The 22,436-nt window shown below is 52.0% G+C and carries 24 protein-coding genes; 13 read left to right on the top strand and 11 right to left on the bottom strand.

Features of this window, described 5'->3' with window-relative positions; all coding sequences use genetic code 11:
- Nucleotides 1-12 precede the first annotated feature (12 nt).
- Nucleotides 13-1,059, bottom strand: a complete 1,047-nt coding sequence (locus ACRBCU_RS08445; RefSeq protein WP_431364931.1) for a heme-binding protein — start codon at nucleotides 1,057-1,059, stop codon at nucleotides 13-15.
- A 698-nt stretch (nucleotides 1,060-1,757) separates the two neighbouring features.
- Here ACRBCU_RS08445 and ACRBCU_RS08440 point away from each other — a divergent pair.
- A complete protein-coding gene (locus tag ACRBCU_RS08440; protein ID WP_431364930.1) occupies nucleotides 1,758-2,519 on the top strand; it encodes a hypothetical protein in 762 nt (253 codons plus the stop codon).
- A 315-nt stretch (nucleotides 2,520-2,834) separates the two neighbouring features.
- A complete protein-coding gene (gene tig / locus ACRBCU_RS08435) occupies nucleotides 2,835-4,169 on the top strand; it encodes a trigger factor (protein ID WP_431364947.1) in 1,335 nt (444 codons plus the stop codon).
- 60 nt (nucleotides 4,170-4,229) lie between these two features.
- On the opposite strand, the gene ACRBCU_RS08430 is transcribed toward tig, so the two are convergent.
- On the bottom strand, nucleotides 4,230-4,808 hold the full coding sequence (locus ACRBCU_RS08430; RefSeq protein WP_431364929.1) for a hypothetical protein: 579 nt from the start codon (nucleotides 4,806-4,808) through the stop codon (nucleotides 4,230-4,232).
- A gap of 6 nt (nucleotides 4,809-4,814) precedes the next feature.
- Nucleotides 4,815-5,423: a porin family protein gene (locus ACRBCU_RS08425; protein WP_431364928.1), complete on the bottom strand. Its 609-nt coding sequence runs from the start codon at nucleotides 5,421-5,423 to the stop codon at nucleotides 4,815-4,817.
- Nucleotides 5,424-5,541: 118 nt separating this feature from the next.
- Between ACRBCU_RS08425 and ACRBCU_RS08420 the strand changes: the two genes are divergently transcribed.
- Together ACRBCU_RS08420 and ACRBCU_RS08415 are read left to right on the top strand one after the other, a co-directional pair.
- The gene (locus tag ACRBCU_RS08420) at nucleotides 5,542-6,099 is read left to right on the top strand and encodes a DUF2975 domain-containing protein (protein ID WP_431364927.1); all 558 of its coding nucleotides are present in this window, start codon (nucleotides 5,542-5,544) and stop codon (nucleotides 6,097-6,099) included.
- A gap of 18 nt (nucleotides 6,100-6,117) precedes the next feature.
- Nucleotides 6,118-6,333, top strand: coding sequence for a helix-turn-helix domain-containing protein (locus tag ACRBCU_RS08415; RefSeq protein WP_431364926.1), 216 nt, complete (start codon nucleotides 6,118-6,120; stop codon nucleotides 6,331-6,333).
- Nucleotides 6,334-6,401: 68 nt separating this feature from the next.
- Here ACRBCU_RS08415 and ACRBCU_RS08410 read toward each other — a convergent pair whose 3' ends face one another.
- From ACRBCU_RS08410 to rpsF, 6 genes are all read right to left on the bottom strand, one after another.
- Nucleotides 6,402-7,226: an acyl-homoserine-lactone synthase gene (locus tag ACRBCU_RS08410; protein ID WP_431364925.1), complete on the bottom strand. Its 825-nt coding sequence runs from the start codon at nucleotides 7,224-7,226 to the stop codon at nucleotides 6,402-6,404.
- 144 nt (nucleotides 7,227-7,370) lie between these two features.
- Nucleotides 7,371-8,072, bottom strand: a complete 702-nt coding sequence (locus ACRBCU_RS08405; protein WP_431364946.1) for an autoinducer binding domain-containing protein — start codon at nucleotides 8,070-8,072, stop codon at nucleotides 7,371-7,373.
- Between the two features lie 102 nt (nucleotides 8,073-8,174).
- Nucleotides 8,175-8,573, bottom strand: coding sequence for a helix-turn-helix domain-containing protein (locus ACRBCU_RS08400; protein WP_431364924.1), 399 nt, complete (start codon nucleotides 8,571-8,573; stop codon nucleotides 8,175-8,177).
- A 267-nt stretch (nucleotides 8,574-8,840) separates the two neighbouring features.
- Nucleotides 8,841-9,455: a 50S ribosomal protein L9 gene (rplI, locus tag ACRBCU_RS08395; RefSeq protein ID WP_431364923.1), complete on the bottom strand. Its 615-nt coding sequence runs from the start codon at nucleotides 9,453-9,455 to the stop codon at nucleotides 8,841-8,843.
- A gap of 11 nt (nucleotides 9,456-9,466) precedes the next feature.
- Nucleotides 9,467-9,694 (bottom strand): 30S ribosomal protein S18, encoded by a 228-nt coding sequence (gene rpsR, locus ACRBCU_RS08390; RefSeq protein WP_005608650.1) that lies wholly within the window; start codon nucleotides 9,692-9,694, stop codon nucleotides 9,467-9,469.
- A 27-nt stretch (nucleotides 9,695-9,721) separates the two neighbouring features.
- Nucleotides 9,722-10,075, bottom strand: coding sequence for a 30S ribosomal protein S6 (rpsF, locus tag ACRBCU_RS08385; protein WP_072632257.1), 354 nt, complete (start codon nucleotides 10,073-10,075; stop codon nucleotides 9,722-9,724).
- Between the two features lie 617 nt (nucleotides 10,076-10,692).
- On the opposite strand from rpsF, the gene ACRBCU_RS08380 reads away from it, so the two are divergent.
- Nucleotides 10,693-11,265 carry a YceI family protein gene (locus tag ACRBCU_RS08380; RefSeq protein ID WP_431364922.1) on the top strand — a complete coding sequence of 191 codons (573 nt, stop codon included), beginning with the start codon at nucleotides 10,693-10,695 and terminating at the stop codon, nucleotides 11,263-11,265.
- A 66-nt stretch (nucleotides 11,266-11,331) separates the two neighbouring features.
- Here ACRBCU_RS08380 and ACRBCU_RS08375 read toward each other — a convergent pair whose 3' ends face one another.
- Nucleotides 11,332-12,531, bottom strand: coding sequence for a cytochrome b/b6 domain-containing protein (locus ACRBCU_RS08375; RefSeq protein ID WP_431364921.1), 1,200 nt, complete (start codon nucleotides 12,529-12,531; stop codon nucleotides 11,332-11,334).
- A 189-nt stretch (nucleotides 12,532-12,720) separates the two neighbouring features.
- Between ACRBCU_RS08375 and fabD the strand changes: the two genes are divergently transcribed.
- Nucleotides 12,721-13,650 (top strand): ACP S-malonyltransferase, encoded by a 930-nt coding sequence (gene fabD / locus ACRBCU_RS08370; RefSeq protein ID WP_431364920.1) that lies wholly within the window; start codon nucleotides 12,721-12,723, stop codon nucleotides 13,648-13,650.
- Nucleotides 13,651-13,665: 15 nt separating this feature from the next.
- On the opposite strand, the gene ACRBCU_RS08365 is transcribed toward fabD, so the two are convergent.
- Complete coding sequence (locus ACRBCU_RS08365; RefSeq protein ID WP_431364919.1) at nucleotides 13,666-14,655, bottom strand: DUF2726 domain-containing protein; 990 nt, start codon at nucleotides 14,653-14,655, stop codon at nucleotides 13,666-13,668.
- A 246-nt stretch (nucleotides 14,656-14,901) separates the two neighbouring features.
- Between ACRBCU_RS08365 and ACRBCU_RS08360 the strand changes: the two genes are divergently transcribed.
- From ACRBCU_RS08360 to ACRBCU_RS08330, 7 genes are all read left to right on the top strand, one after another.
- The gene (locus tag ACRBCU_RS08360) at nucleotides 14,902-15,513 is read left to right on the top strand and encodes a hypothetical protein (protein ID WP_431364918.1); all 612 of its coding nucleotides are present in this window, start codon (nucleotides 14,902-14,904) and stop codon (nucleotides 15,511-15,513) included.
- A 44-nt stretch (nucleotides 15,514-15,557) separates the two neighbouring features.
- Nucleotides 15,558-16,295 (top strand): 3-oxoacyl-[acyl-carrier-protein] reductase, encoded by a 738-nt coding sequence (gene fabG / locus ACRBCU_RS08355; RefSeq protein WP_431364917.1) that lies wholly within the window; start codon nucleotides 15,558-15,560, stop codon nucleotides 16,293-16,295.
- A 193-nt stretch (nucleotides 16,296-16,488) separates the two neighbouring features.
- Entirely contained in the window at nucleotides 16,489-16,722 is a 234-nt protein-coding gene (locus tag ACRBCU_RS08350; RefSeq protein ID WP_293447849.1) for an acyl carrier protein, read from the top strand.
- Nucleotides 16,723-17,084: 362 nt separating this feature from the next.
- Complete coding sequence (locus ACRBCU_RS08345; protein ID WP_431364916.1) at nucleotides 17,085-18,671, top strand: calcium-binding protein; 1,587 nt, start codon at nucleotides 17,085-17,087, stop codon at nucleotides 18,669-18,671.
- A 403-nt stretch (nucleotides 18,672-19,074) separates the two neighbouring features.
- Nucleotides 19,075-20,043 (top strand): ABC transporter substrate-binding protein, encoded by a 969-nt coding sequence (locus ACRBCU_RS08340; RefSeq protein ID WP_431364915.1) that lies wholly within the window; start codon nucleotides 19,075-19,077, stop codon nucleotides 20,041-20,043.
- Nucleotides 20,044-20,138: 95 nt separating this feature from the next.
- Entirely contained in the window at nucleotides 20,139-21,167 is a 1,029-nt protein-coding gene (locus tag ACRBCU_RS08335) for an ABC transporter permease (RefSeq protein ID WP_431364914.1), read from the top strand.
- Between the two features lie 11 nt (nucleotides 21,168-21,178).
- Nucleotides 21,179-22,219: a quaternary amine ABC transporter ATP-binding protein gene (locus tag ACRBCU_RS08330; protein WP_431364913.1), complete on the top strand. Its 1,041-nt coding sequence runs from the start codon at nucleotides 21,179-21,181 to the stop codon at nucleotides 22,217-22,219.
- Nucleotides 22,220-22,436: the final 217 nt, after the last annotated feature.

Below are 22,436 nucleotides of genomic sequence, written 5' to 3'. Positions count from 1 at the left end.
AAGATTAGCAACTTAGACAGCAGGAACTTTGGTCAATGTATTTGCTGTGATGTGGTAGAAGGTTTCTGCCGTGCCATCGTTCCCTTTTCCGCCTGGGGTTGGCGTTTGGGTGATGAAAAAGGTCATGGGGATTTTTTGTAAGTATTGCAGCACGGTGCTGCTCGGCGCGGTATCGCTCGGATCATCAAAGACTTCGATGATCCAGACGTCCATTTCGTAGCCACTTACATCGGCATTTCCGACCTCGAAGGGGATGTTTGTAACGCTGCCGCCAGATGCCGCATCGGTGCTAACGGACAAAAGCGTGGTTTTGAACGTCTTGCCCGCCTGCTGGGCAAGGCCGTCAACAGCGGCCTTCAGAACTGCAGAGGGATTTGGGATCGTTGCATCTAGTGTAAAGGGTTTTTCGGCAATAGCACTGACGTCGTGTTGCGGAAGGCCGTCGATTTGTGTCACGCCTCCGAGCGCCAGAATGGAATTTCCATGCGGCACCGAGACTTGTTTGACGATAGGATTTGCAGGCGGCGTCGGTGTCGCAATCGGGTTGCCCGTGCTTGGATCAACAGGCGGGTAGGGCAGGTTCGCTCCGTAAGCCCCCTCTGGCTGGGCTTCGAACTGCGAATGGAGCCACAGACCGTTTTCATAATGGACCAGCCCATTTTCAGCGCTCGCCGCGACGGGCGGTTGATAGATCAATGCGCCGATCCCCGCCGTGTTGGGCGCGAAATACACCCGCTGCTCGTAGGCCATTCCATAGCAACCCTGCTGGAACAACTGTCCCCGATTTGGCGCTTCGCCCGGCGCGGTGAAGGTCATCTCTTCGTAGTAATAAAAGTTCTTGCTGAGCCAATCATCCGACGTCGTTGGAGATTGCATCTGCTTGTTGCCAGCGGGGACGGGCATAACATTGTACCCAGTCGGTGTATCTGCAGGGCTTTGCCATGTTCCAAGCAGTTTGTTTATCGGCAGATAGGCACCGCTTGTCGCATCCGCCGTGGTCGCGTTTTTTGGAATTTCAGCGATAATTGGCGTGGTTGTTGGACTTATCGGATTTGTCATTGTGTTCCCTATTGGTGGAGCAATTGCCGCTATGATGGCATTTGCTGAGACTGCCTAAAGGCGAGGATCTAAATGCCCTCTCAATTCAAACGATTTTGGGATAAAACGGTTACTCAATAAACGCGGGCGGGCGCACAAGTGATGTTCTGGGCGTGTGACGCACTACCAAAAGATGCCCTCCTGATTCACGTTACGTTAACCGCATCCAAGTCACTTGAATACCCCTTATGGTTGTTTTGATGCGCGTGAGGGAAGATATCATGATAAGGGGATCGAAGAGTGTTTGATCAATCCTGCATTGAACAGTTCCAATTTTGATCGCAGTATCAGAGGGAAATTTGCAGTTTTTCTGTAATAATTACATTAGCTTAATGCAAGATCACCTATCCTATAAGTGCGTTGCCACAGATTGCAGAAAAGCGCCCTGCAACTTTAGGCTTGATGCGCGCGTATTGTCATTTTTTGCTGTTGTTCTCGAGTGTACTCGCCCTAAGCGATACTTGCGTTCGATTGGGATGAGGCGCTTTTGCTTGGCACCTGCAAAGCCTTGTCGCTCGGCTGCTCAACGGGTGTGAAAAGCTTTATACTCAGAAATTAATTTCGAATCTGTGTCGCGAAGATTGCATTTGGCTCTCTATTGAATGAACGACTTTGTTGAGTTAAACTTTCTTAACTTTGGGTAATTATCGAGAAATTTAATGTTAAAGTTTTTGTTAAAATCTGGCGGTTTTATTGCTATCGCACTTACGGTTTCTGCTTGTAACTCTGGTGGCGGCGGCAGTGCTATGTCTTTGGTTGATACCCCTGAGACGTCTGTCGGGACAGTCTATTCGGATGCGAGTAGCACGAGCGGCTTTAGCGAACTAGGCCCAGGGAGTGTTGAATTTCGGTATCCAACAAGAATAGGGGATGAACCACCTAAAGTCCTGAAAATGGTGACCGGAGAGATGGATAGCTACCTTGGCAAGGCTAGCTTCAAAGCAAGGTCTTACTCCAACGGAGATCTTCGAACCTCTGCGAACCTACACGCACAATTGTTTGTTACTCCTTTTGGGACGCGCACGGACAATATTGCTCAGGTGCCAACCTCGGGATCAGCGTCATTGAGCGGGCGTGTGGAGGTCATAAGTGGAGAATGGACCAAAGCTGATAGCGAGGGCATTTCGCAATACAAACTCGCTCGGCATAGAGATGACATCACTCTAAAGGCGGACTTTAAAGAAGGAACGCTAGTTGGCAAATCGAGCATACTAACAGTCGATGGAACGTTTTCTGGTAAGACGCTAAAGGGAACAGTTTCGCACGACAGCATTGAGGGTGAATTGCATGGCCGCATTGGAACGGTAAAACGATCAACTTCGGCCCACCACGAAGCGGCTGGGGTCTTTCATGGTAAGGATGCGGTCCAAGGCAAGGGCTATTCAGGAGCATTTGTCGTAAAAAGCGATAACTTGCCCTAAAATCACTACGGTTTTCGACGCGGCGCAGGCTAAAGCCACGGCAAACTGGATTGCCGTGTTCACGAAACCATTGAGCAAACGCCCGCGCGAAGAAAGTCGAGCGGCAGTGCAACTTTGCGCGGTTATGGACCCGTATTATTGGGACAATTGAGGGAACCTCCCTTGGCATCTGTCGCAACAGATGCTGCCGCAATGGATTTACCTTCGAGCGCACTGATAATGCCTCTTGATCCTCGCCCGAACCACCACTACTAAGTCCCAGATTTTGACCGCCGCGAACGCCTTTGCGGCCCCTATGCTATGGATAAGGACGACATGCAGGTCACCGAAACTCTGAACGAAGGTCTCAAGCGAGGCTACTCCATCACAATCACAGCCGCAGAACTCGATGCGAAAGTGAATGAAAAGCTGGTTGAAGCGCAGCCAGAAGTCGAAATGAAGGGCTTCCGTAAGGGTAAAGTTCCGATGCCATTGCTGAAAAAGCAATTCGGCCAGCGTATTCTTGGCGAAGCCATGCAGGAAGCTGTCGACGGCGCGATGTCCGATCACTTCGAATCCACAGGCGATCGCCCAGCGATGCAGCCTGAGGTCGTTATGGTTGACGGCGAGACGTGGAAAGAGGGCGACGATGTAAACGTCACAATGTCCTACGAAGCGCTTCCAGCGATCCCTGATGTTGATCTTTCCAAGATCGAGCTAGAGCGCCTTGTTGCAAAAGCGGATGATGAGTCCGTTGATGAAGCTTTGGCGAACCTTGCTGAAACAGCGCAGGACTTCAAAGATCGCAAGAAAGGCTCCAAAGCCAAAGACGGCGATCAGGTCACAATGGATTTCCTCGGCAAGGTTGACGACGTTGCATTTGACGGCGGCGCTGGCGAAGATCACCCGCTGGTTCTGGGCTCTAACCAGTTCATCCCGGGTTTCGAAGAGCAGCTTGTTGGCGTGAAAGTTGATGAAGTCAAAGACGTCACAGTGACCTTCCCTGACCCATATCAGGCCGAGCACCTTGCTGGCAAAGAAGCTGTTTTCACCTGCACGATCAAAGCAGTGAAAGAGCCAATCGCGGCGGAAGTGAACGACGAGCTGGCTGTTAAGTTCGGTGCTGAAGACCTGAACGCGCTCAAAGATCAGATCAAAGAGCGCCTTGAAGCGGAATATGTCGGCGCGGCGCGCGCTGTCATGAAGCGTGGTCTGCTCGACAAGCTTGATGACGTTGTGTCCTTCGATCTGCCACCCTCCTTGGTGACAGCAGAAGCGGATCAGATCGCGCATCAGCTATGGCACGAAGAAAACCCTGACGTTCAGGGCCATGACCACGATAAGGTTGAGCCAACAGAAGAGCACACTTCGTTGGCCGAGCGCCGTGTTCGTTTGGGTCTGCTTTTGGCTGAATTGGGTCAAAAGGCAGAGGTTACAGTAACCGACGCCGAAATGACGCAAGCGATGATGAACCAAGCGCGTCAGTACCCTGGTCAAGAGCGTGAGTTCTTTGAATTCGTTCAGCAGAACCAGCAGATGCAGCAGCAGATGCGCGCACCGATCTTCGAAGATAAGGTTGTTGATTACATTGTTGAGTTGGCGCAGGTCACTGACAAAGACATCAGCAAAGACGATCTGCAAAAGGCCGTTGAAGCACTTGAAGACGAATAAGCCGTCTTAACTTTGACTAAGAAGAAGCCCCGCCTTACAGAGCGGGGCTTTTTTTGTTGCTTAGAGACACAGAGGAACGGTTTCTGCGATTTCCTCCTCCGTTGCGTGTTCGGTTAGGTCTTGATCCTCGAAAAGAGGAACAAACTGCTCGGTCTCTACGGTTTTGATGAAAACACTCACCAAAACGCTGTCTGGAATTTCATCGCTCAAGCGACAAACTTCGGTTCCAACCGATATGCTTCCATCGCGATTACTGGCTTTCGCGAGTGCTGCTTTGTGTTGGTATTTACGAAATCGGTCGAGATCGGACTCCGAGATCTTGTAGCTGTAAAGTGGCGCGCCCGGACGTTGCATCCAAGCGGGTAGCGCGCCCCCCTCGGACCGCTGAATCGCAAAGGTCACGGATTCTTCAGGCGCGCTTGCAGTTTCTTTCAGGGTTCCGATCAAAGTGATGCCCTTTGGACTGGGGCGAAAGCCTTGCGGAACCCGTACCGCAAGGCGAATGCCTTCGGGCGCGGTCGTAAGGGGATCAACATTGCGCAGCGCCCAAAGGGTGCGGGCAGAGGTTATATCGCAGGCGGTTAACCCGCCCGCGATACAGAGCGCGATAAGCGCATGTGTGAGTGGTGGTCTAATCATCGTGCTTTAGAAGTTTTTGGTCAGGCCGAAGGTGATCTTGTCGATCTTCACCTTCGTGTCGCGTTTTTGTGCGCCAAAACTCTGATCGGGGATACCCAGATCCGTGCGGGTTATATCGAGACGTGTAGACCAGTTATTGCCAAGCTTCATCTCCGCGCCAAGACCGTAATTTACGCCAATGACCACATCTGTACTTGTGGCGCCTGCTCGACGCACTACAGCATCGCTGATACCGAGGCCGGCAATTCCGTAGAAAAAGACCTTATCGGTGGCAAATCCAGCGCGCAGGCGGGGCGTGATGAGATATTTCCCTTTGAATTCAGAGGTGCCGAGACCACCGCCGCTGGCATTTGCGCCGGACGGGAGGCCAGAAATACCGATTTCACCACCCCAGATCAATCCTCGCTGCGTGGTTCTATTGAAACCACCATAAGCGCCAAGGGTGGCGAAGGTGTCGTTGCGATCATGGGCCGCGGTGCCTGAAATGCCTGCCTTTGAGCGCGTCGCATCAAGGCTTAGTCCGGCATAAAAGCCATCCCATGACCCATCCGCAGACATAGGGGTTGCGAGCGCCGCAACGCTAAGCGTCACGGCGAGAATTTTACTGTGCTGCATGTTTTTCCTCATTGATGTAAGATCGCACAAAATACGCGATCTACTTGCTTTAATTATCGTAAAACGATAATTTTGACAATGTAGATTTTAATCACTGTTGATAAAGGTTGGTAAGACTATGACGCAAAACAACAAAATTCAGCGCTTTGCCTTCTTTGGAATGATTGCCAGTGGTTTTGGCATCGCGGTTTTGCTGAGTTTATTTACTGCGATGGCGATTTATCTTGTCGGAGGGTTGCAGGGATTCGACCTTGCACAAGAAATTGGCGTCAGCGCTGTCACTGGAGAGTTGAGCTTTGCTGCGCGCGCGGTTGGTCTGTTCTTTTGGTTGATGACCGATTTGCTGGGGCTTTGGTTCTGCTGCGTTGCCTTTGCGCTGTTTCGCGGGTTTCGCAGTGGCGGGGTCTTTACCTTAAGCGCGGCGCTACATCTGCGCAAAATCGGCTGGCTGATTTTTGCACTCGCGCCTGTGAGCTTGATTAGTGAAGCACTTGGCACATTGGCCGTGACTTGTCTAAGCAACTGCGGCAATGAAATCGCCAATGACGTGCAAATCTCGGTTTCTTTCGACGATACAGATGTTTACGCCTTGGTCATCGGGGTATTGATCGTTGCGGTTGGCCATATTTTCGTCGAGGCCGTGCGCATATCGGATGAAAACAATGCGTTTGTTTAAGCGGGCAGGGAGGGGATCATGGCAATCATTGTTACGCTTGACGTGATGCTCGCCCGTCGCAAGATGCGCAGCAAAGAACTGGCTGAACGGGTTGGAATCACCGTGCAGAACGTGTCGTTGCTAAAATCCGGGAAAGTGAAAGGTGTGCGCTTTGAAACCCTAGAGGCGATGTGCGAGGCGCTGGAATGCCAGCCCGGCGATATTCTAAGGTATGAGCCAGATACAGAGGCCTAATACAAATGCGCGGACCTCGGGCTGTCAACCGAGGTCCGCGTAACTGACCGTGATGCTCTTAAAGGGGGTTAGTTGTGAGTGGCGGCATCGGTGGTCAGGAAAAGTTGTGTTCCTTTTTCCAATTCATTGAGCATACGCAACGCAGCGCGTAGCTCTTTTGGGTTATTCGCGCTTTCCAGCTGCTCGCTCATATAGGAGCGGATCGCAGCAAGGGCTTTGGGGGTTTTGCTTAGAGTTTTGTCGCCAAATCGCGCTATGGCATCCTCCTCATTCAGAAAAACGTCGCCATTGATATTGGAACGGGTGCGCAGGCGTGAAACACGCTCTTCAGAGCAATCAAGTAAGCCAGCCATTGCTGTAACCTTACCCATCGCGGTTGGCGCACCAAGATAGTCGTAAGGCGCATTGCCAGAGCGTTTCAACACGCGATTCATCAGTGGGTCGATAACGGCAACAGCGTCTGTGACACCTGCATCCATTGCATATTCACACGCCGCAATCATGATTTCGGAGGTGACATAGCTGATAGAGTTTTTGGCGCGTGGGCTACCTGTCGCGCTTAAAAGATCGGTATCTACACAAAGTCGTGTCGCTTCCCAGATCTGAGGGCTGCGAGGGGCAGGCTCGCCTTGCAAAATCGCATAAAAGACATCGGCCAACATATTCGGACCTGTCGTTTGCAAAATACGCATTGAGCCGACAACAGTTCCTGAGTCATCCACGCTCACGAGTGTTGTTGGATTCAAAGTATCAAAATGATCGGTTTCCAAACCATTCGTTACGTCGACCTCCCAGCCTAACCGGTCGCAAAAGACCCGTGCCCGAAGTGCGTATGTTTGCTCGAGTAGTCCTTGGAAATGATGGGCGTTTATCCCATCAATAGAAATAATCATTTCGGTGTGCTCCCCTTCTTCACGATTCATCCTTAACAAAGACCAAAGCGAGCGCTATTGGGGGAATCCCGTAGACACACTTTTAGGTTGATTTGCTGAAAAATGTAAACTTCTTTAGATTGCAACGCTACGACTTGGCGTTGTCTATTTGGGGTGAATGAACCCCATGGCGATGGCGCGACCGATCGCTTGTGGCGTCGTCAACGCGCAGAGTTTTGAACGCGCGGATCTCAAGTGCACCTCGACCGTGCGAAAGGAAATACTCAGGATATCGCCGATATCGACCTGGGTTTTTCCAGCAGCCGTCCATTGCAACACTTCGCATTCACGCGCCGAAAGCTGCGGGCGGCGCAGGGCATAGCCGAGCGTATCCGATTGCATAACTGTATCGTGCAAAGACACAGCAGCTGTTTGGAGCTCTGTAATGACATGCCTGCGCAGTTGCTCCCAAGTTTCGCGTTTGCAATCTCGGGTCACACTGATTAGCCCAACTTCACCGAAGGGGCCATGAATTGGAATGCTAAGACCCTGATCCGCAATCTGGAAGTCGCGGGCATGTTCAAAGACTTTCTGGAAATCCTTGTGGGTTCTAAGGCGTTGCCAATCCACTGGCGCGATTGAGCGCATAGGCATATGCAAGGTCGGATCAACGTTCTGGAAACGCTGGGCTCCGTAGTGTTCTTTCCATTCATCTTTGTAGGTGGAAAATCCGATAACTTGATCAGAAACCGTGTTCACCGCGCAGTACGTCGCATAGTCGAGCTCAAGCTTATCGCAAAGTTCACCCAAAAAAGAAGTGAACCCTGCTTCAGTCTTTTCCAATGCTCCGAGATCGACAATGTCCATCAACAACCCCTTAAGTGTGCCGACACGTGGCACCATTGGCATGATCACACGTCTGCGTCTTTAACGCAATTCTTGTCAGCCGCTACTTTTGGATTGGTTGATTTACGCTTCTTCGGTGACTTTAGTTTTTGAAAGAGTTCTTAGAAAGGCCAGTACAGCCATTTGCTGCTCTGTCGGGAGAGTTTCTACCAGCGCGAGAATTTCTCCAACTCGAGCATCCGTAAGTGCGTTAATCGGGGCTTTCGCACGGGGAGCTGCGACATCGATCTCATCTTCGGAGACTGCGCTGTCCAAGCCTTGGAAAAAGTATGAAATTGGCACACCCAGTGTTTCTGCGATCATAAGCAAGCGAGAAGCGCTTACCCGGTTCGCACCAGATTCATATTTTTGCACCTGTTGGAAGCGCACTCCAATAGATTCCGCCAATGTGGTTTGCGAAACCTTTAGGGCGATACGACGCCCCTTTATACGTGCGCCGATCAAAACATCGATATTCGTCATATTCACTACCCTGTTCTTGAATTGCGCCGATCCCCTGTGTTGACGCAATCTCTAGTAACGTCATTTACTCTGAAACGGACCTCTGTTGCAAGTCATTGTAAACATTACCGTTAAGGTTGACCGTTGTGATTTGCCTTAAATTACGGCGTTTCGGCGGTAAGTCGCTGATAAGGCAATGGGAAACTTCACAAAAAAGGGCCGCATGAAGTCATGCAGCCCTTCTTAAAAACTGAATTAGGTTTGCGTTATAAACGAAAACCCTTCGCCTTATTCAGACTCTGCGTCTGAATCAGATGCGGCAGGTGCCTGATCATCTTCGTCAGTTGCAGCAGAACCGATGTCGTCAAACAATTCTGCGATCTCGAAGTCAGCTGCAGCTTCTTCTTCTGCGGCCAGATCCTGAATGGATTTACCAGACGCTTGAAGCTCTGCTTCTTCCGTTGAGCGTGCGACGTTCAGAACGATTTCGGCATCAACCTCAGGGTGCAGGCGCACTGTGACAGCATGCAGGCCCAACTCTTTGATTGGCGCTTGAAGAACAACTTGTTTGCGATCGACGGAGAAACCACCGTCTGTCGCCGCTTCAGCAGCATCGCGCGTTGTAACAGAGCCATAGAGGTAGCCAGCGTCGGACGCTTGGCGAATCACGATGAACTGCTGTCCGTCCAAACGAGATGCCATTTCTTCGGCTTCTTTTTTGGTTTCCAGATTGTTCGCTTCGAGCTGCGCTTTACGCGCTTCAAAGCTTGCAATGTTAGCAGCAGAGGCTGTGAGACCTTTGTTCTGTGGCAGCAGGAAGTTACGTGCGTAACCAGCTTTCACGTCAACAACATCGCCCATTTGGCCGAGCTTTGCGACGCGCTCAAGAAGGATAACTTTCATGTTCGTTCTCCTTATTTCACAGCGTAAGGCAGAAGCGCGAGGAAGCGGGCGCGTTTGATGGCACGGGCCAGTTCACGCTGCTTTTTCGCAGATACTGCAGTGATACGGGACGGCACGATTTTGCCGCGCTCAGAGATGTAGCGCTGAAGCAAACGTGTGTCTTTATAGTCGATCTTTGGTGCGTTCTCGCCTGAGAATGGGCACACTTTGCGACGGCGGAAAAATGGTTTTGCAGCCATGGTTTAGAGTCCTTTCTTCAGGTAAGATTAGCGACGCTCACGGCGTTCGCCGCGCTCTTCGCGTTTTTGCATTTGAACAGATGGCAGCTCTGCGTGCTCATCCATTTTGATCGTCAGAACGCGCATCACGTCTTCGTGCAGGCGCATCAAACGCTCCATTTCTTGCACGGCTGGCGCAGGTGCGTCAGAGCGCAAAAAGGCGTAGTGACCCTTGCGGTTCTTGTTGATTTTGTAAGCCATCGTTTTGACGCCCCAATACTCGCTATCCACGAGTTTGCCGCCGTTGTCGGCGAGGACGGTGCCAAAATGTTCGATAAGGCCTTCAGCTTGCGTGTTGGACAAGTCCTGACGCGCAATCATAACATGCTCGTATAAAGGCATGTGTGCTCCATTCATGTATCGGCGCATTTCAAAGACCAGTGCATTTACTGCTTTCCGCGCCCCGGTCACGAGAGACTGCGCAGTGAAAACTTCCTGCGGAAAGCTTGGACCGTTTAGCGGGGAAGGGGACGCGGCGCAAGTGCGCAAAACTTGGCTCTCGAAAGTGGCGCCGGGCTGTCTCAATTCTGGCAAACTTTATTGAAATCTTTGCTGTGCGTCGAGCGTGTTTTGCGGCGTAGGTAAAGAGGGATTTTTTAATATGTCAGATCGAATTGCACCGCGGATGCCAATATCATTAAACAGAGGATTGATACCGCCAAATGATGGGCATCTATTTCGTTTATTTCTTGGAATGGTTTTTGGATTGTCGGCAATAGGTTTGTGGCTCGTACCAGACAGCAACGCTGAAGCGTATGTTCTTCTATTAAAGACTGGTTTGACTGGTATTTTGACATTCTGCACCATCGCAACAGTGGTTTCTGCGCGTTAGCGTGGTGCTATAATTTTATTCGAATGTTTTGTGTTCATAGGCGCACACGGTGTGTTGATCGACTTTGGATTGCCTTAGCTGTGGTTTCATTTGCATAGTTAGGCATGTTCAAAATGGAGTCCTCGATATGAAATCTATCCTCTTCGCTGCCGCAGTGGCACTTGCTGGCACGTCTGCATTCGCCGCACCAGAAAAATACATGCTCGATGCGAGCCACAGCCAAATCGTGTTTTCATATAACCACATCGGTTTCTCGACCACCTATGGCATGTTCTCAGGCTTTGAGGGCGAGATCATGTTCGATGAGGCCGATCCGGCGGCGTCAAGCGTGTCCGTTTCAATGCCAGCGTCATCAATGATCACGGGCTGGGAAAAGCGCTTTGGCCACTTTATGTCACCGGACTTTTTTGGCAGCGCCGAGAACGATATGGTGTCCTTCACGTCAACTAGCATTGAGGTCACGGGCGAAAAAACCGCAAAGATCACAGGCGATCTGACACTGAACGATGTGACAAAGTCTGTTGTTCTTGATGCGGTTTTGAACAAATCAGGCCAGCACCCCAGAGCAGGCAAAGCATGGGCCGGCTTTGACGCCACCGCAACCTTGCTTCGTTCGGATTTCGGCCTTGGCGCATTTGCACCTGCGGTAAGCGATGAAGTAGATGTGATGATCTCAATTGAAGCGGCAAAAGCCGACTAAATCTGTTTCATCCTAATTTGAGATAGGCCGCTGAGGGTATCAGCGGCCTGTTTCGTTTGCTTGCACCTATTGTCCAACTCGCTGTGCTGTGAGGGCCACGTCAACGTTGACGGCAAAGGAAAGTGAGCTTTCATCAGGCATGTTATCGCCAATTTTGAACGCTCGGCGATCCAGTAAGAGCCGACCTGTCATATCCGCCACTTCACCCTCTAGCGTAAGTTCAAATGGCATGACGACAGGGACTTCAACACCTCGGATATTGAGCGTACCCTCCGCCGTATATCCATCCGCTTGATACATCAGGTCAGCTTGGAATATGGCCGTAGGGTGCGTGCTTACATCAAAGAAATCAGGCCCCAAGGCTTGCTCTGTGACGGAGCCAAGGGTGAGCGAGCCAATAGACACCACGACGCGCACCGATCCGTGTGAGCCGGGACCGTCTTTGGGCGCAAAGGCAATCTCTGCGGTCCAATCTTCAAAGCTGCCATTCACTTCGCCGCCAAACTGAACGGTTGAAAGGCTCAGAGTGCCGCTTTGAACTTGCCAGTCACTTTGTACCTCCTCAAGGCTGGCGCGCGGGCTTGTAGTGTCATGAGCGTGATAGACACCAAGTGCAGAGCCAATGCCGATGGCGGCAATCCAAACACCAATTGCAGCGCTCATTGGTGCGAATTTATTGGCATTATCAGGTGTGCCAGCGGACACATGACCGGGCAACATGCGGCGCAGGGTGTCGTCTTTGTCGATGACATGGTGCTTGAGCGCGCCAGCGATATGCAAAATGATCGACACGATCAGCACACGTTCAAAAACGATATGCAGCCCCGCTGTAAGGGCTGCCAGTGGCTCACTTTTCGGAACAAGTGGCAAGTTTTGGCCCAATGGCCACCAAATCGGCGCAAACCCTGACGTCGAGGCGTGGTGTATCCATCCAGTGAGCGGCACAAGCACGAGCGAGCCGTAAAGCAGCCAGTGGACAAGCTCAGCCAAAAAGCTTTCAGCGCGGCGCTCGGGGTGTAGCCCTGCTGGTTTAGGCTGTTTCAACGCCCAAGCGATACGCGCAAGGGCTACAAAGAATGCCGTGACGCCGACGGTTTTGTGCATCGAAAACAGGAAGGCCTTCATCGCCAGCGCTTCGCTCGTGTCATAAGCCATTTTGTTGGCGATTATGCCCAGAGGGATCGCGGTAAATATGAGAAGGACGGTCAACCAATGAAATGTCTTTGTGACCGAGCCATAGCTGGTGGCGGTATTTGCGGCTGGCATATGCGGCTCTCCAAGTTAATACATGTAGACGGGTAACGTCTCGGCGTTGAGAATTATTCGAACGCTAACGATTTGCTTGAGGTCGCGCAGCTATTTTCTAAGAACAATGCATGTGCGCATTTGCAGGTGGACTTGCGATAGGGGCGGCGCGCCGCTAGACCATCGCAAAATGAGTTGAGGAGATCTGACATGACCAAAGCCTTTGTTTTCCCTGGTCAGGGTGCGCAATCGATCGGAATGGGCAAAGCCTTGGCAGAGGCCTATCCAGCTGCGCAAGCGGTTTTTGATGAGGTTGATGAGGCTTTGGGCGAAAAGTTGAGCACGCTTATATGGGAAGGCGAGCAAGACGCTTTGACATTGACGCAAAACGCTCAGCCCGCGCTTATGGCGACGTCACTCGCGGCGATGCGCGCATTAGAGGCGGAGGGTGTGTCGATCACCGATGCCAGCTTTGTCGCCGGTCACTCGCTCGGAGAATACTCTGCCTTGGCTGCGGCTGGAGCCTTGTCCATTGCGGATACGGCGCGTTTGCTGCGCACGCGCGGCAAAGCTATGCAGGACGCGGTTCCTGTCGGCGTTGGCGCGATGGCGGCTTTGCTCGGTCTTGATTTTGAGACAGCTAAGGCCGTTGCCGATGAAGCTGCGCAGGGCGAAGTGTGTCAGGCAGCCAATGACAATGATCCATCTCAAGTTGTTGTGTCGGGTCATCTTGGAGCGATTGAGCGCGCATTGGTCATTGCAAAAGAAAAAGGCGCAAAACGTGCGATGCTTTTGCCTGTTAGCGCGCCTTTCCATTGCGCGTTGATGGAACCGGCAGCGCGGGTTATGGCGGATGCCTTGGGCGCGGTTGAAATCAACACACCTGCTGTTCCGGTCGTTGCCAATGTGCGCGCCGAAGCGGTGAGCGATCCTGCTTTGATCCGCTCGCTTTTGGTAGAGCAGGTGACCGGCTCTGTGCGTTGGCGTGAAAGTGTTGCGTATATGGGCGCGCAGGGTGTGGATACAGTTTGGGAAGTCGGCGCAGGAAAAGCATTGTCCGGTATGATCCGCCGCATCGAGAAGACGATTGCGTGCAGCGCGGTTGGTACGCCCGATGATATTGCCAAGTTAGAGCTTTAAGCACTCCAGCTCGGATTACTCTGCGGCGATTGCAGCCGCATGTGCAGGCCGCATTGGTCGCACAGGGCGTCCCGGACGGGGCGCCTTTTTCGTAGGGGCCGTCTGCAATTTGGACTGCGCCAAAGGCTGAACACGGCCCGTCGCTTTCAAATAAGGTGCGATGTGCGCGCGCACTTCTGCCGGGCTTTCCCCGAGTGTGAGTTTGGCCAGCGGCAGGCCCGTTTGGGCGAGCGCCTTTTGAACAATGGACTTGTCCATTGCTTTGCTGGCGATCTGCGGCTCGGAGCTATTTACCTCAAGTGCAAGCACGCAGCGGCCCGCGCGATCGAAAATACCGAAATCAACGTAGCGCGACTGGATTGCCGACAAAGCCTTTGCACGCTCGGCGCCAACGCTTTCGCGGCCCGGCTCGATCAAAGCTGACAAAGCGGTGCGCGCCATAATCATATAACCTGCGCCAAATTCATTCAGGACCGATTGCACAACAACGCGCATACGCGCTTCATCAGGTGTCAAAGCAGGGCGTGCGGTGAAGCCGATTGCGCCGACGTCCTCGAGCTGCTGTGCAGGTGTGCGCGCGCTCGGCTCTGCCACTTTGCGCGGTGCTGGCTCTGGAATTTCGTAGGTTGGGGCGGTCGCTGCCTTGGATTTGTTTTTTGACTTTGGAATGCGAAGTGGCTCAGCGCCATTTTCCTGAACACGCGCATGCAGGTCATCTTTGTCAAAACCGTCCACTTCCATTTCCTCTGCCGCGCCCTTGTAGGGCTTTGGCATCACCATCGCGATATTGTTCACTTTGGCTTTGCGGCGTTTGAAGATGATCTTTTTCAGAACGAACAAGCCGACAATGCCGCCAAGGCCATAGCCAAGGTACTCAGGATTTTGCTGCAACATCGGAAAATCTTTGAGTACAGGCATATGCTGAAGGATAACCGTAGGGTCAGAATACTCTGTCGCTATGTTTTGCAAAGAGTTGGTAAATTGCGCGATCTGTTGCTGAATCATTTTACGTCTCTATCGGTCTAAATCTGTGGAAATGGGGCGTCTTGCAAAACACTCTAAAGTTGAATCGTGCCGAAAGCGGGGCAGGTCTGTGAAAACACTGCGCAGGTTTGCAAGCGCTCGATTTGCGCAAGACTTTGCCGACACGGCCCCCGCGAAACACTCTGTCCATGTATTAATCGTTGAGATTTATGCGCTCTAGGGCCACGCTGACAGCGAGGCAAAAAAATATAGAAAAAGGATTTAGAAATGAAGAGACGAGCATTCATAATTTCAATGGCTGTTGTCGGCGTTGCTGGATGTAGCAAGCTTCGCAAATCCCCAAGCGTTCCTGTCGTGCGAGAGGGATTCATCGTTAAGCCAGCACCGGTCGCACAAAACAATATGACATCCTTCTTACCAGAAGGAGATACGATCTATTTGTCCGGCTCGATCAACGAAGACACTGCAACAGGGTTTGCCGCTGTCCGTGAGGCCAACCCAAAAGCCACGCGTCTGGTTCTGCTCGAAGCAGACGGGCCTGCGGGAAGTGCAGGGGCGATGGCGTTTGGGCGCGCGGTGCGAGAGGCAGGATTTAGCACGCACTTGCGCAACGATTCTGTCATCAGCGGTGCGGCAGTAGATGCCTTCGTTGGCGGAACCCAGCGCACGATGGAAGAAGGGGCTGTCATCGCGGTGTCGCGTAGCGAGGATGCCGACGCGCATAAGGCATTTGCGACGGATATGACGGGCGGTGAAGGCTATGCACGCTTTGCGCAGCAATTTGGTAGACGCAAACGCCCTCGACCCATGACAATCGCAGAAATTGGCGCTATGGGGATTGTGAGTGCCAATGTTGGCAATGTGTTAGCGACAAATTAGATGCCTATCTCTGCAATGAGATCGGCAGGGGAAGGAAGATATAGATGTTCGATTTGACAGGGAAATGCGCGCTTGTGACTGGCGCGTCTGGTGGCATCGGAGCAGATATCGCGCGTGCGTTACATAGTGCCGGCGCGACGGTCGGCCTGTCCGGCACGCGGACCGAGCCTTTGGAAGCTTTGGCGGCAGAACTTGGCGAGCGCGCTCATGTTTTGCCTTGCAACCTGTCTGATTTCGACGCTGTTGCGGCCCTGCCCAAGCAAGCGATTGAAGCGATGGGATCAGTCGATATCTTGGTAAATAATGCAGGTATCACACGTGATAACCTGTTTATGCGCATGTCTGACGAAGAATGGCAGTCGGTTTTGGATGTGAATCTGACCTCCACGATGAAGCTGTGCAAAGGCGTTATGCGCGGCATGATGAAAGCACGTTGGGGCCGCATTGTGAACATTTCCTCAATTGTCGGCGCGACGGGAAATCCGGGCCAAGCAAACTATTCCGCGTCCAAAGCTGGCATGATCGCTATGGGTAAATCGCTGGCTTATGAAGTTGCTTCGCGCGGCATTACTGTGAATGCGATTGCACCGGGCTTTATCGAAACGGCGATGACCGACAAGCTGAACGACGATCAAAAGGCTGGTATTTTGGGGCAAGTGCCTGCGGGCCGCATGGGGACACCAAACGAGATCGCAGCTGCAGTTGTTTATCTTGCCAGTTCCGAAGCGTCATATGTGACAGGTGCAACCTTGCATGTGAATGGCGGCATGGCCATGTTATAGGCCACGAGCGGACGGGATGTGATTCCGTTTGCCTTGCGCGCTGCCTGTGATATAGGCGGCGCATCATTGACCTTGAATGGATTCATTTAGGGGGCTCTTTCGGGGGCAAAACTGCCCAGCTTGGGCAATATCAAGTGCCCCGCTGGGGACAGGCACCAACGGGCCGCTGGCCCAAAGATATAAGGATTTCGAGATGAGCGACGTTTCAGATCGTGTTAAGAAGATCGTAGTTGAGCACCTTGGTGTGGAAGAAGACAAAGTTGTTGAAGGCGCGTCCTTCATTGACGATCTGGGCGCAGACAGCCTCGACACAGTTGAGTTGGTTATGGCGTTCGAAGAAGAGTTCGGCATCGAGATTCCTGATGACGCAGCTGAGAACATCCAGTCCTTCGGCGACGCGGTAAAGTTCATCTCTGAAGCGGCGTAAGCTACTTTAAAGCGACTAGAATTTAGAACGCCCCTTGCGAGTAGATCGCGAGGGGCGTTTTTGTTGGTAGATATATGGTCCGTTTTGTTGGCCAAAGGGCAGGGACGGCTGCGTTGCATCACGGCCAGTGTTGCGCGACACAAATTGGCGCTGCCGCCACTCATTCCTCACAATGTCAAAATCTCTACGTAAGTGCGCTCGCTTTTTGCGCGATTTGTATGGGGTTCCGTCCCACCGTCAGATTTTTTTTCGGGAAGGTGCTGAATAAAACCTAAACGCCAAACGTTACTTTGACACAAACCAGATTCAACAGTCAGAGAACGTGCTGCGCGCCAGCAAAATGTTCGTATTAGGAGAACACTATGCCACTTGATCTAACGGAAAACGATGATTTCTTCACCGATGATAACTTGCCCAACGAAATTAATGGCCTTGCAGGCAATGACACGATAAGCGGCTTGAATGGAGATGACACCATTCTTGGCGGCAAGGGTGAGGATTCTCTGAGCGGCGGCGATGACGAAGACTTTCTTGATGGTGGTAAGGGGAATGATTTTCTAAGCGGCGGAGACAATGACGACCAACTCTTTGGTCGAAACGGTGACGATACGCTGGATGGGGGCGCGCGCCATGACTTTCTCGTTGGTGGCAAAGGAGATGATTCACTCATCGGTGGCATCAACAATGATACTTTGCTCGGTGGAGCAGGAAATGACACGCTGGATGGTGGCTCAAACAATGATGTTTTGATCGGCGGCGCTGGCGCTGATGTTCTGATTGGTGGCGGCAACCAAGATACGGCCGATTATAGCGATTCTGACGCTGGAGTCAGTGTCTCGGTAGATTTTGTAGGCGACGGCACAGGGTCAGGGGGGCATGCAGAGGGCGACCTGTTGGATGGTATCATCAACTTTATTGGATCCGACTTTGATGATGTGATTTCTTCGGGCGGCAACAAAGTTGTTCTCAACGGTGGCGGTGGCAACGATGTGCTTACCGGCTCGTCTGCAAATAGCGACGTGCTTACAGGTGGGACGGGCGACGACATTCTCATTGGCGGCGTGAGAGCCAGATTTGATAGCGCTGTTTATTCAGGGGTTAGCGCGGACTATCTTGTTGGGGTTTCTGAAACAGGTGAAACGCGGATAATCGATCTACGCGGCGGCAACGCGAATGAAGGGATTGATACGCTCATAAATATAGCCAACCTTAGGTTTGCCGACGGCGATATCGTTGTGTCTGAAAAACGGGATACTACGCTGACCATCGGATCGAACGATGCCGACAGCATAAGCGCGAGCGAAGATATCGTTCAAATTTTTGCTGCTGCTGGGGCGGATGTCATCAACGGGAACGATTTAGCCAATACGATTTACGCAGGTAACGGCAGTGACACCGTCTTGGCGGGCCGCGGCAACGATGATATTTTTGGTGGCGCTGGCGATGACACGCTTAGTGGTGGCAAGGGCCGCGATCAGATCGAAGGGGGCAGCGGCGACGATGCAATAGACGGCGGCAACGGGGCTGATGTCTTGAATGGTGGCCGTGGCAGCGATGTATTGAGCGGTGGCGGCGACGGCGATGTTCTAAGCGGCGAAAAGGGTGACGATAGTCTGAGCGGTAACGATGGCAGTGACGAACTGAGCGGTGGCAAAGGTGCGGATACACTGGACGGAGGGCTTGGCGCCGATATTCTGAGAGGCGACGGTGGCGGCGATGTTTTTGTTTTTCGGGATGATTTCGGGACTGACACCATCACCGATTTTGGAGACGGGGCAGACAGCATTGATTTATCGGCGCTTGCTTTAATCTCTGACTTTAACGATCTTACGACAAATCACTTATCCCAGACAGGCGGCGATGCGGTTATCGACGACGGAGCAGGAAATTCCATAACGCTGCTGGGGTACGATTCTGCCGATCTAACGCAATCGGATTTCCTCTTTTAAGCACGTGAACTTGACGCGATTTGTAAACGTTCCTTGCCGAAGCGGAGTAAGTCGTAACTAGAGACATGAAATTGAATGTCTCTCGCAGCAATGCGAGAGGCGTTTTCAGCTGAACTGTGGTAATTTTCCTGTTCCTAAGCCCGGGCCGCATTTGCCCAGAGACACTGACAACACGTGCATTTTGCACACCTATGGCGCGAGCAAAGAACATCACTTTGCTCTTCTAGTGATCTCAATTCATTAAATTTATGCGACTTCAGTCAAAATGCCGCTTTTGAACCGCTTTCGTCGTTTAGATGTCGCAAATGGACGTTTTTCGCTCGCTGCTCTCTTTGATTCATGATTGATTGTCGCACAGTTTCTGTTCGAGCTTCTCTCGAGCGAAAACCATAGGGAGACTACAATGAAGAAAATCGTAACCGGTGCAGCATCTGCTGTCGCCCTCACTTTTGGCGCGAACGCTGCTTTTGCAGATTGCGGTGAAGTATCTATCACTCAAATGGACTGGGCCTCTTCCGCAGTTGTGACTGCTGTTTCCAAGTTCTTGATGGAGCAAGGATATGGCTGCGACGTGCAAGTTGTGCCAAGTTCAACGGTTCCCGCGCTTACATCTTTGGCGGAAACAGGCGAGCCTGACATTTTGACAGAGGTTTGGGCGAACTCAACGCCATCTTATGAGCCACTTCTTGCCGAGGGCAAGTTGGTCGAGCTTGGCAATGTTCTGTCTGACGGCGGCGTCGAAGCATGGTGGATTCCTGCGTATCTCGCGGAGAGCAATCCTGAACTGACAACATGGGAAGGCATCATGGCCAACCCGGCTGCAGTTGGCGGCAAGTTCCACGACTGCCCATCAGGCTGGGCTTGCGACATCATCAATAACAACAACCTGAAAGCAGCGAATATCGAAGGATCGGGCCTCGAGCGCTTCCAGCACGGTTCCGGCGAAACGCTTCAGACCTCTATCGCGGCGGCCTATGACGAAAAGGCGCCTTGGTTTGGTTACTACTGGGCACCGACGGCTGTTTTGGGCAAGTACCCAATGGTTCAGGTTAAGGTTCCTGAGTACAATGCCGAAGCGCACGCATGTAACGGCGACGTTGATTGCGCGACACCAGGATTTTCCGCCTATCCGGCGTCCAAAGTTGTAACCGCTGCATCCAAGTCTTTTGTCGAAGAGAATGCGGAAATCGCTGACTTGATGAGCAAAGTGTCTTTCACAAACGCTCAGATGGGTGAAGTGCTTGCATGGCGCCTCGACAACAATGCGTCCTACGACGAAGCTGCTGTTTACTTCCTGACAAACAACCCAGACGTATGGTCCGGTTGGTTGAATGATGAAGCTAAGGGCAAATTGTCTGCGTTGATCAAGTAAACTCAACCTTTTCAAAAACGAGCCTTCCCGTGGACCTCTGCGGGAAGGCTTGCCTTACAACAAAGGCCTCATAGAAGGCTGAGGGAGACACATAGATGGCCTTTTATGATGGTGTATTCAAAGCACTTGGCCTGTCAGATTGGTGCGATGCCGATGCATCCAGTGCGCCAATGTCGATGGCAGATTTGCTTGCTCAAAGCAGTGGCGAAGAAACGAAGGGCGAGTTTTTCCCGTTTCCGTCATTAGACAATCTCAATGAGAGCTGTTCTGGCGTTATTCAGTCACGCGATGTCACAAAGGGCATTGAAGACGGCTTTCTTGCTGCGAAACCCGTTCTCAAATCCATCCTTGACCCGATCACCCAGCCGCTAAGCTGGTTGTTGGACGGCGCTCTGTGGATGTTTGCGGCGACACCTTGGTTCATTATGGTACCTATTCTGGTCGCGATTTCATGGTATGCCTCTCGCTCGAAGGGCGTGACGCTTTTTGTTCTTTTTTCAATATTGTTGCTAGGGCTCGTTGATCACTACGACGTTGCGATGCAGACGCTTTCGATTATCTTTGTCTGTACTGGCATTTCGGTGTTGCTGGGTGTGCCAATTGGCATCGCCATGTCCAAATCGGACCGATTGCAACGCATGTTAGTGCCCGTATTGGACCTGCTGCAAACGTTGCCGACGTTTGTTTACCTGATCCCGCTGATCTTCTTGTTCTCTGTTACCGAATCCAAGCTCTACGGAATTGCGATCATTCTTTACGCGATTGTGCCTGTGGTGCGTCTAACGGACCTTGGTATTCGCTTGGTCGATCAAGATGTTATCGAAGCAGCGAATGCGTTCGGAATGAATTCGCGTCAAAAGCTGCTCGGCGTTGAGCTTCCCTTGGCGCTTCCCAATATCATGGCTGGTATCAACCAAACGATTATGATGTCGCTCGCCATGGTGGTTATTGCATCGCTCGTATCCGCGCCTGGCCTTGGTGTGAACGTTCTACGCGGCATTCGAAACCTTGAACTTGGCGTCGGTATCGTCGCTGGTATTGGTATCGTTCTTCTCGCAGTGATCTTGGATCGCGTTTCTAAAGCAGCACTGTCTCGGGTTGATATGACCCGCGTGAAACACTGAGGACTTAAGCAATGACAAAAGATCCAAAAGTACGTCTGCGCGGTCTATACAAGATCTTCGGCACTCGCGATCAAGTGGCCTTGCAGCATGTGAAAAACGGTCTGGGCAAGGAAGAATTGCTCGTCCAGCATAAGCATGTTCTTGGTCTGCAAGACATCAATGTTGATATGCAAGCTGGTGAAATAACTGTTGTTATGGGCCTGTCAGGCTCTGGAAAATCGACGCTTATTCGCCATCTCAATCGCTTGATCGAACCCACAGCGGGCGAAATTCTGATTGACGGCATTGACGTGATGAACCTGTCTGAGAGCGAGCTGCGTGAGACGCGTCAGACGAAGTTGTCTATGGTTTTCCAGAAGTTCGCGCTTTTGCCCCATCGTACGGTTTTGCAAAACGCGGCGATGTCGCTTGCGGTGCGCGGCGCAGATGAGGCAACGCAAAAGTCAGAAGCGCTCAAGTGGCTCGAACGCGTTGGCTTGCAAGGGTACGAAAACCACTATCCTGCGCAGCTTTCTGGCGGCATGCAGCAGCGCGTGGGCATTGCGCGTGCGTTAACCGCGAATACCGATATCATGTTGATGGATGAAGCCTTTTCGGCGCTTGATCCTTTGATCCGCACGGATATGCAGAACCTTCTGCTTGAGCTGCAAGACGAGCTGCATAAAACCATCGTCTTCATTACCCATGATCTTGATGAAGCCTTGAAGCTTGCCGACCACTTAGTGATCTTGAAAGATGGCGCGGTGGTGCAACAGGGCGAGCCGCAGGGCATTTTGATGAACCCTTGCGATCCCTACATCGAGGATTTTGTCAGCGATATTAACCGCGCCCGTGTTTTGCGCGTCAAAACTGTGATGGAACCTTTGGTCGGTGATACATTTGCTGGCGATGTCAATGTAGGTGACAATCTGGAGTCGCTGATTGCCTTGTCAGAAGGGGACACCACATTGCACTACCGCGTGATGGATGGCGACAAAGCTGTTGGTGAGTTGCACATGCGTGATCTGGTCAAAGCCTTGGTTCCAAGATTGTCTTCGGACGCCGAGAGTTAAAGCAACGCGCAGCGCTTTGTTCTTGAAACAGTGCGCTGCGAAGGCTGCGCCGCGGCGCAGCGCGGCATTGTATCGTTGCGCCATCGCAAACGCTGGAAATCTTGATGGCAGACCTCGCATATGGCCGCATTCATGACTAAGATATGAGTAATGCGCGCCTTTATGCTAGATGTGCGGCACCTCTTGCCCCCATCTAGTCATCCAAGGTAAGTGTGCA

It is taken from the genome of Planktotalea sp. (assembly GCF_050633725.1).
Taxonomy (GTDB): domain Bacteria; phylum Pseudomonadota; class Alphaproteobacteria; order Rhodobacterales; family Rhodobacteraceae; genus Planktotalea.
This window is presented reverse-complemented; position numbering and strand designations above follow the sequence as displayed.

Bases quoted from the DNA above. Each gene is read 5' to 3' on its own strand.
- ACRBCU_RS08350 (WP_293447849.1), top strand. From the start codon at position 16,489: ATGAGCGACGTTTCAGATCGTGTTAAGAAGATCGTAGTTGAGCACCTT.
- fabD (WP_431364920.1), top strand. From the start codon at position 12,721: ATGACCAAAGCCTTTGTTTTCCCTGGTCAGGGTGCGCAATCGATCGGA.
- rpsF (WP_072632257.1), bottom strand. From the start codon at position 10,075: ATGCCTTTATACGAGCATGTTATGATTGCGCGTCAGGACTTGTCCAAC.
- ACRBCU_RS08340 (WP_431364915.1), top strand. From the start codon at position 19,075: ATGAAGAAAATCGTAACCGGTGCAGCATCTGCTGTCGCCCTCACTTTT.
- ACRBCU_RS08400 (WP_431364924.1), bottom strand. From the start codon at position 8,573: ATGACGAATATCGATGTTTTGATCGGCGCACGTATAAAGGGGCGTCGT.
- ACRBCU_RS08330 (WP_431364913.1), top strand. From the start codon at position 21,179: ATGACAAAAGATCCAAAAGTACGTCTGCGCGGTCTATACAAGATCTTC.
- rpsR (WP_005608650.1), bottom strand. From the start codon at position 9,694: ATGGCTGCAAAACCATTTTTCCGCCGTCGCAAAGTGTGCCCATTCTCA.
- ACRBCU_RS08375 (WP_431364921.1), bottom strand. From the start codon at position 12,531: ATGCCAGCCGCAAATACCGCCACCAGCTATGGCTCGGTCACAAAGACA.
- ACRBCU_RS08420 (WP_431364927.1), top strand. From the start codon at position 5,542: ATGACGCAAAACAACAAAATTCAGCGCTTTGCCTTCTTTGGAATGATT.
- tig (WP_431364947.1), top strand. From the start codon at position 2,835: ATGCAGGTCACCGAAACTCTGAACGAAGGTCTCAAGCGAGGCTACTCC.
- fabG (WP_431364917.1), top strand. From the start codon at position 15,558: ATGTTCGATTTGACAGGGAAATGCGCGCTTGTGACTGGCGCGTCTGGT.
- ACRBCU_RS08445 (WP_431364931.1), bottom strand. From the start codon at position 1,059: ATGACAAATCCGATAAGTCCAACAACCACGCCAATTATCGCTGAAATT.
- ACRBCU_RS08380 (WP_431364922.1), top strand. From the start codon at position 10,693: ATGAAATCTATCCTCTTCGCTGCCGCAGTGGCACTTGCTGGCACGTCT.
- ACRBCU_RS08415 (WP_431364926.1), top strand. From the start codon at position 6,118: ATGGCAATCATTGTTACGCTTGACGTGATGCTCGCCCGTCGCAAGATG.
- ACRBCU_RS08440 (WP_431364930.1), top strand. From the start codon at position 1,758: ATGTTAAAGTTTTTGTTAAAATCTGGCGGTTTTATTGCTATCGCACTT.
- ACRBCU_RS08345 (WP_431364916.1), top strand. From the start codon at position 17,085: ATGCCACTTGATCTAACGGAAAACGATGATTTCTTCACCGATGATAAC.
- ACRBCU_RS08365 (WP_431364919.1), bottom strand. From the start codon at position 14,655: ATGATTCAGCAACAGATCGCGCAATTTACCAACTCTTTGCAAAACATA.
- ACRBCU_RS08405 (WP_431364946.1), bottom strand. From the start codon at position 8,072: ATGGACATTGTCGATCTCGGAGCATTGGAAAAGACTGAAGCAGGGTTC.
- ACRBCU_RS08360 (WP_431364918.1), top strand. From the start codon at position 14,902: ATGAAGAGACGAGCATTCATAATTTCAATGGCTGTTGTCGGCGTTGCT.
- ACRBCU_RS08335 (WP_431364914.1), top strand. From the start codon at position 20,139: ATGGCCTTTTATGATGGTGTATTCAAAGCACTTGGCCTGTCAGATTGG.
- rplI (WP_431364923.1), bottom strand. From the start codon at position 9,455: ATGAAAGTTATCCTTCTTGAGCGCGTCGCAAAGCTCGGCCAAATGGGC.
- ACRBCU_RS08425 (WP_431364928.1), bottom strand. From the start codon at position 5,423: ATGCAGCACAGTAAAATTCTCGCCGTGACGCTTAGCGTTGCGGCGCTC.
- ACRBCU_RS08430 (WP_431364929.1), bottom strand. From the start codon at position 4,808: ATGATTAGACCACCACTCACACATGCGCTTATCGCGCTCTGTATCGCG.
- ACRBCU_RS08410 (WP_431364925.1), bottom strand. From the start codon at position 7,226: ATGATTATTTCTATTGATGGGATAAACGCCCATCATTTCCAAGGACTA.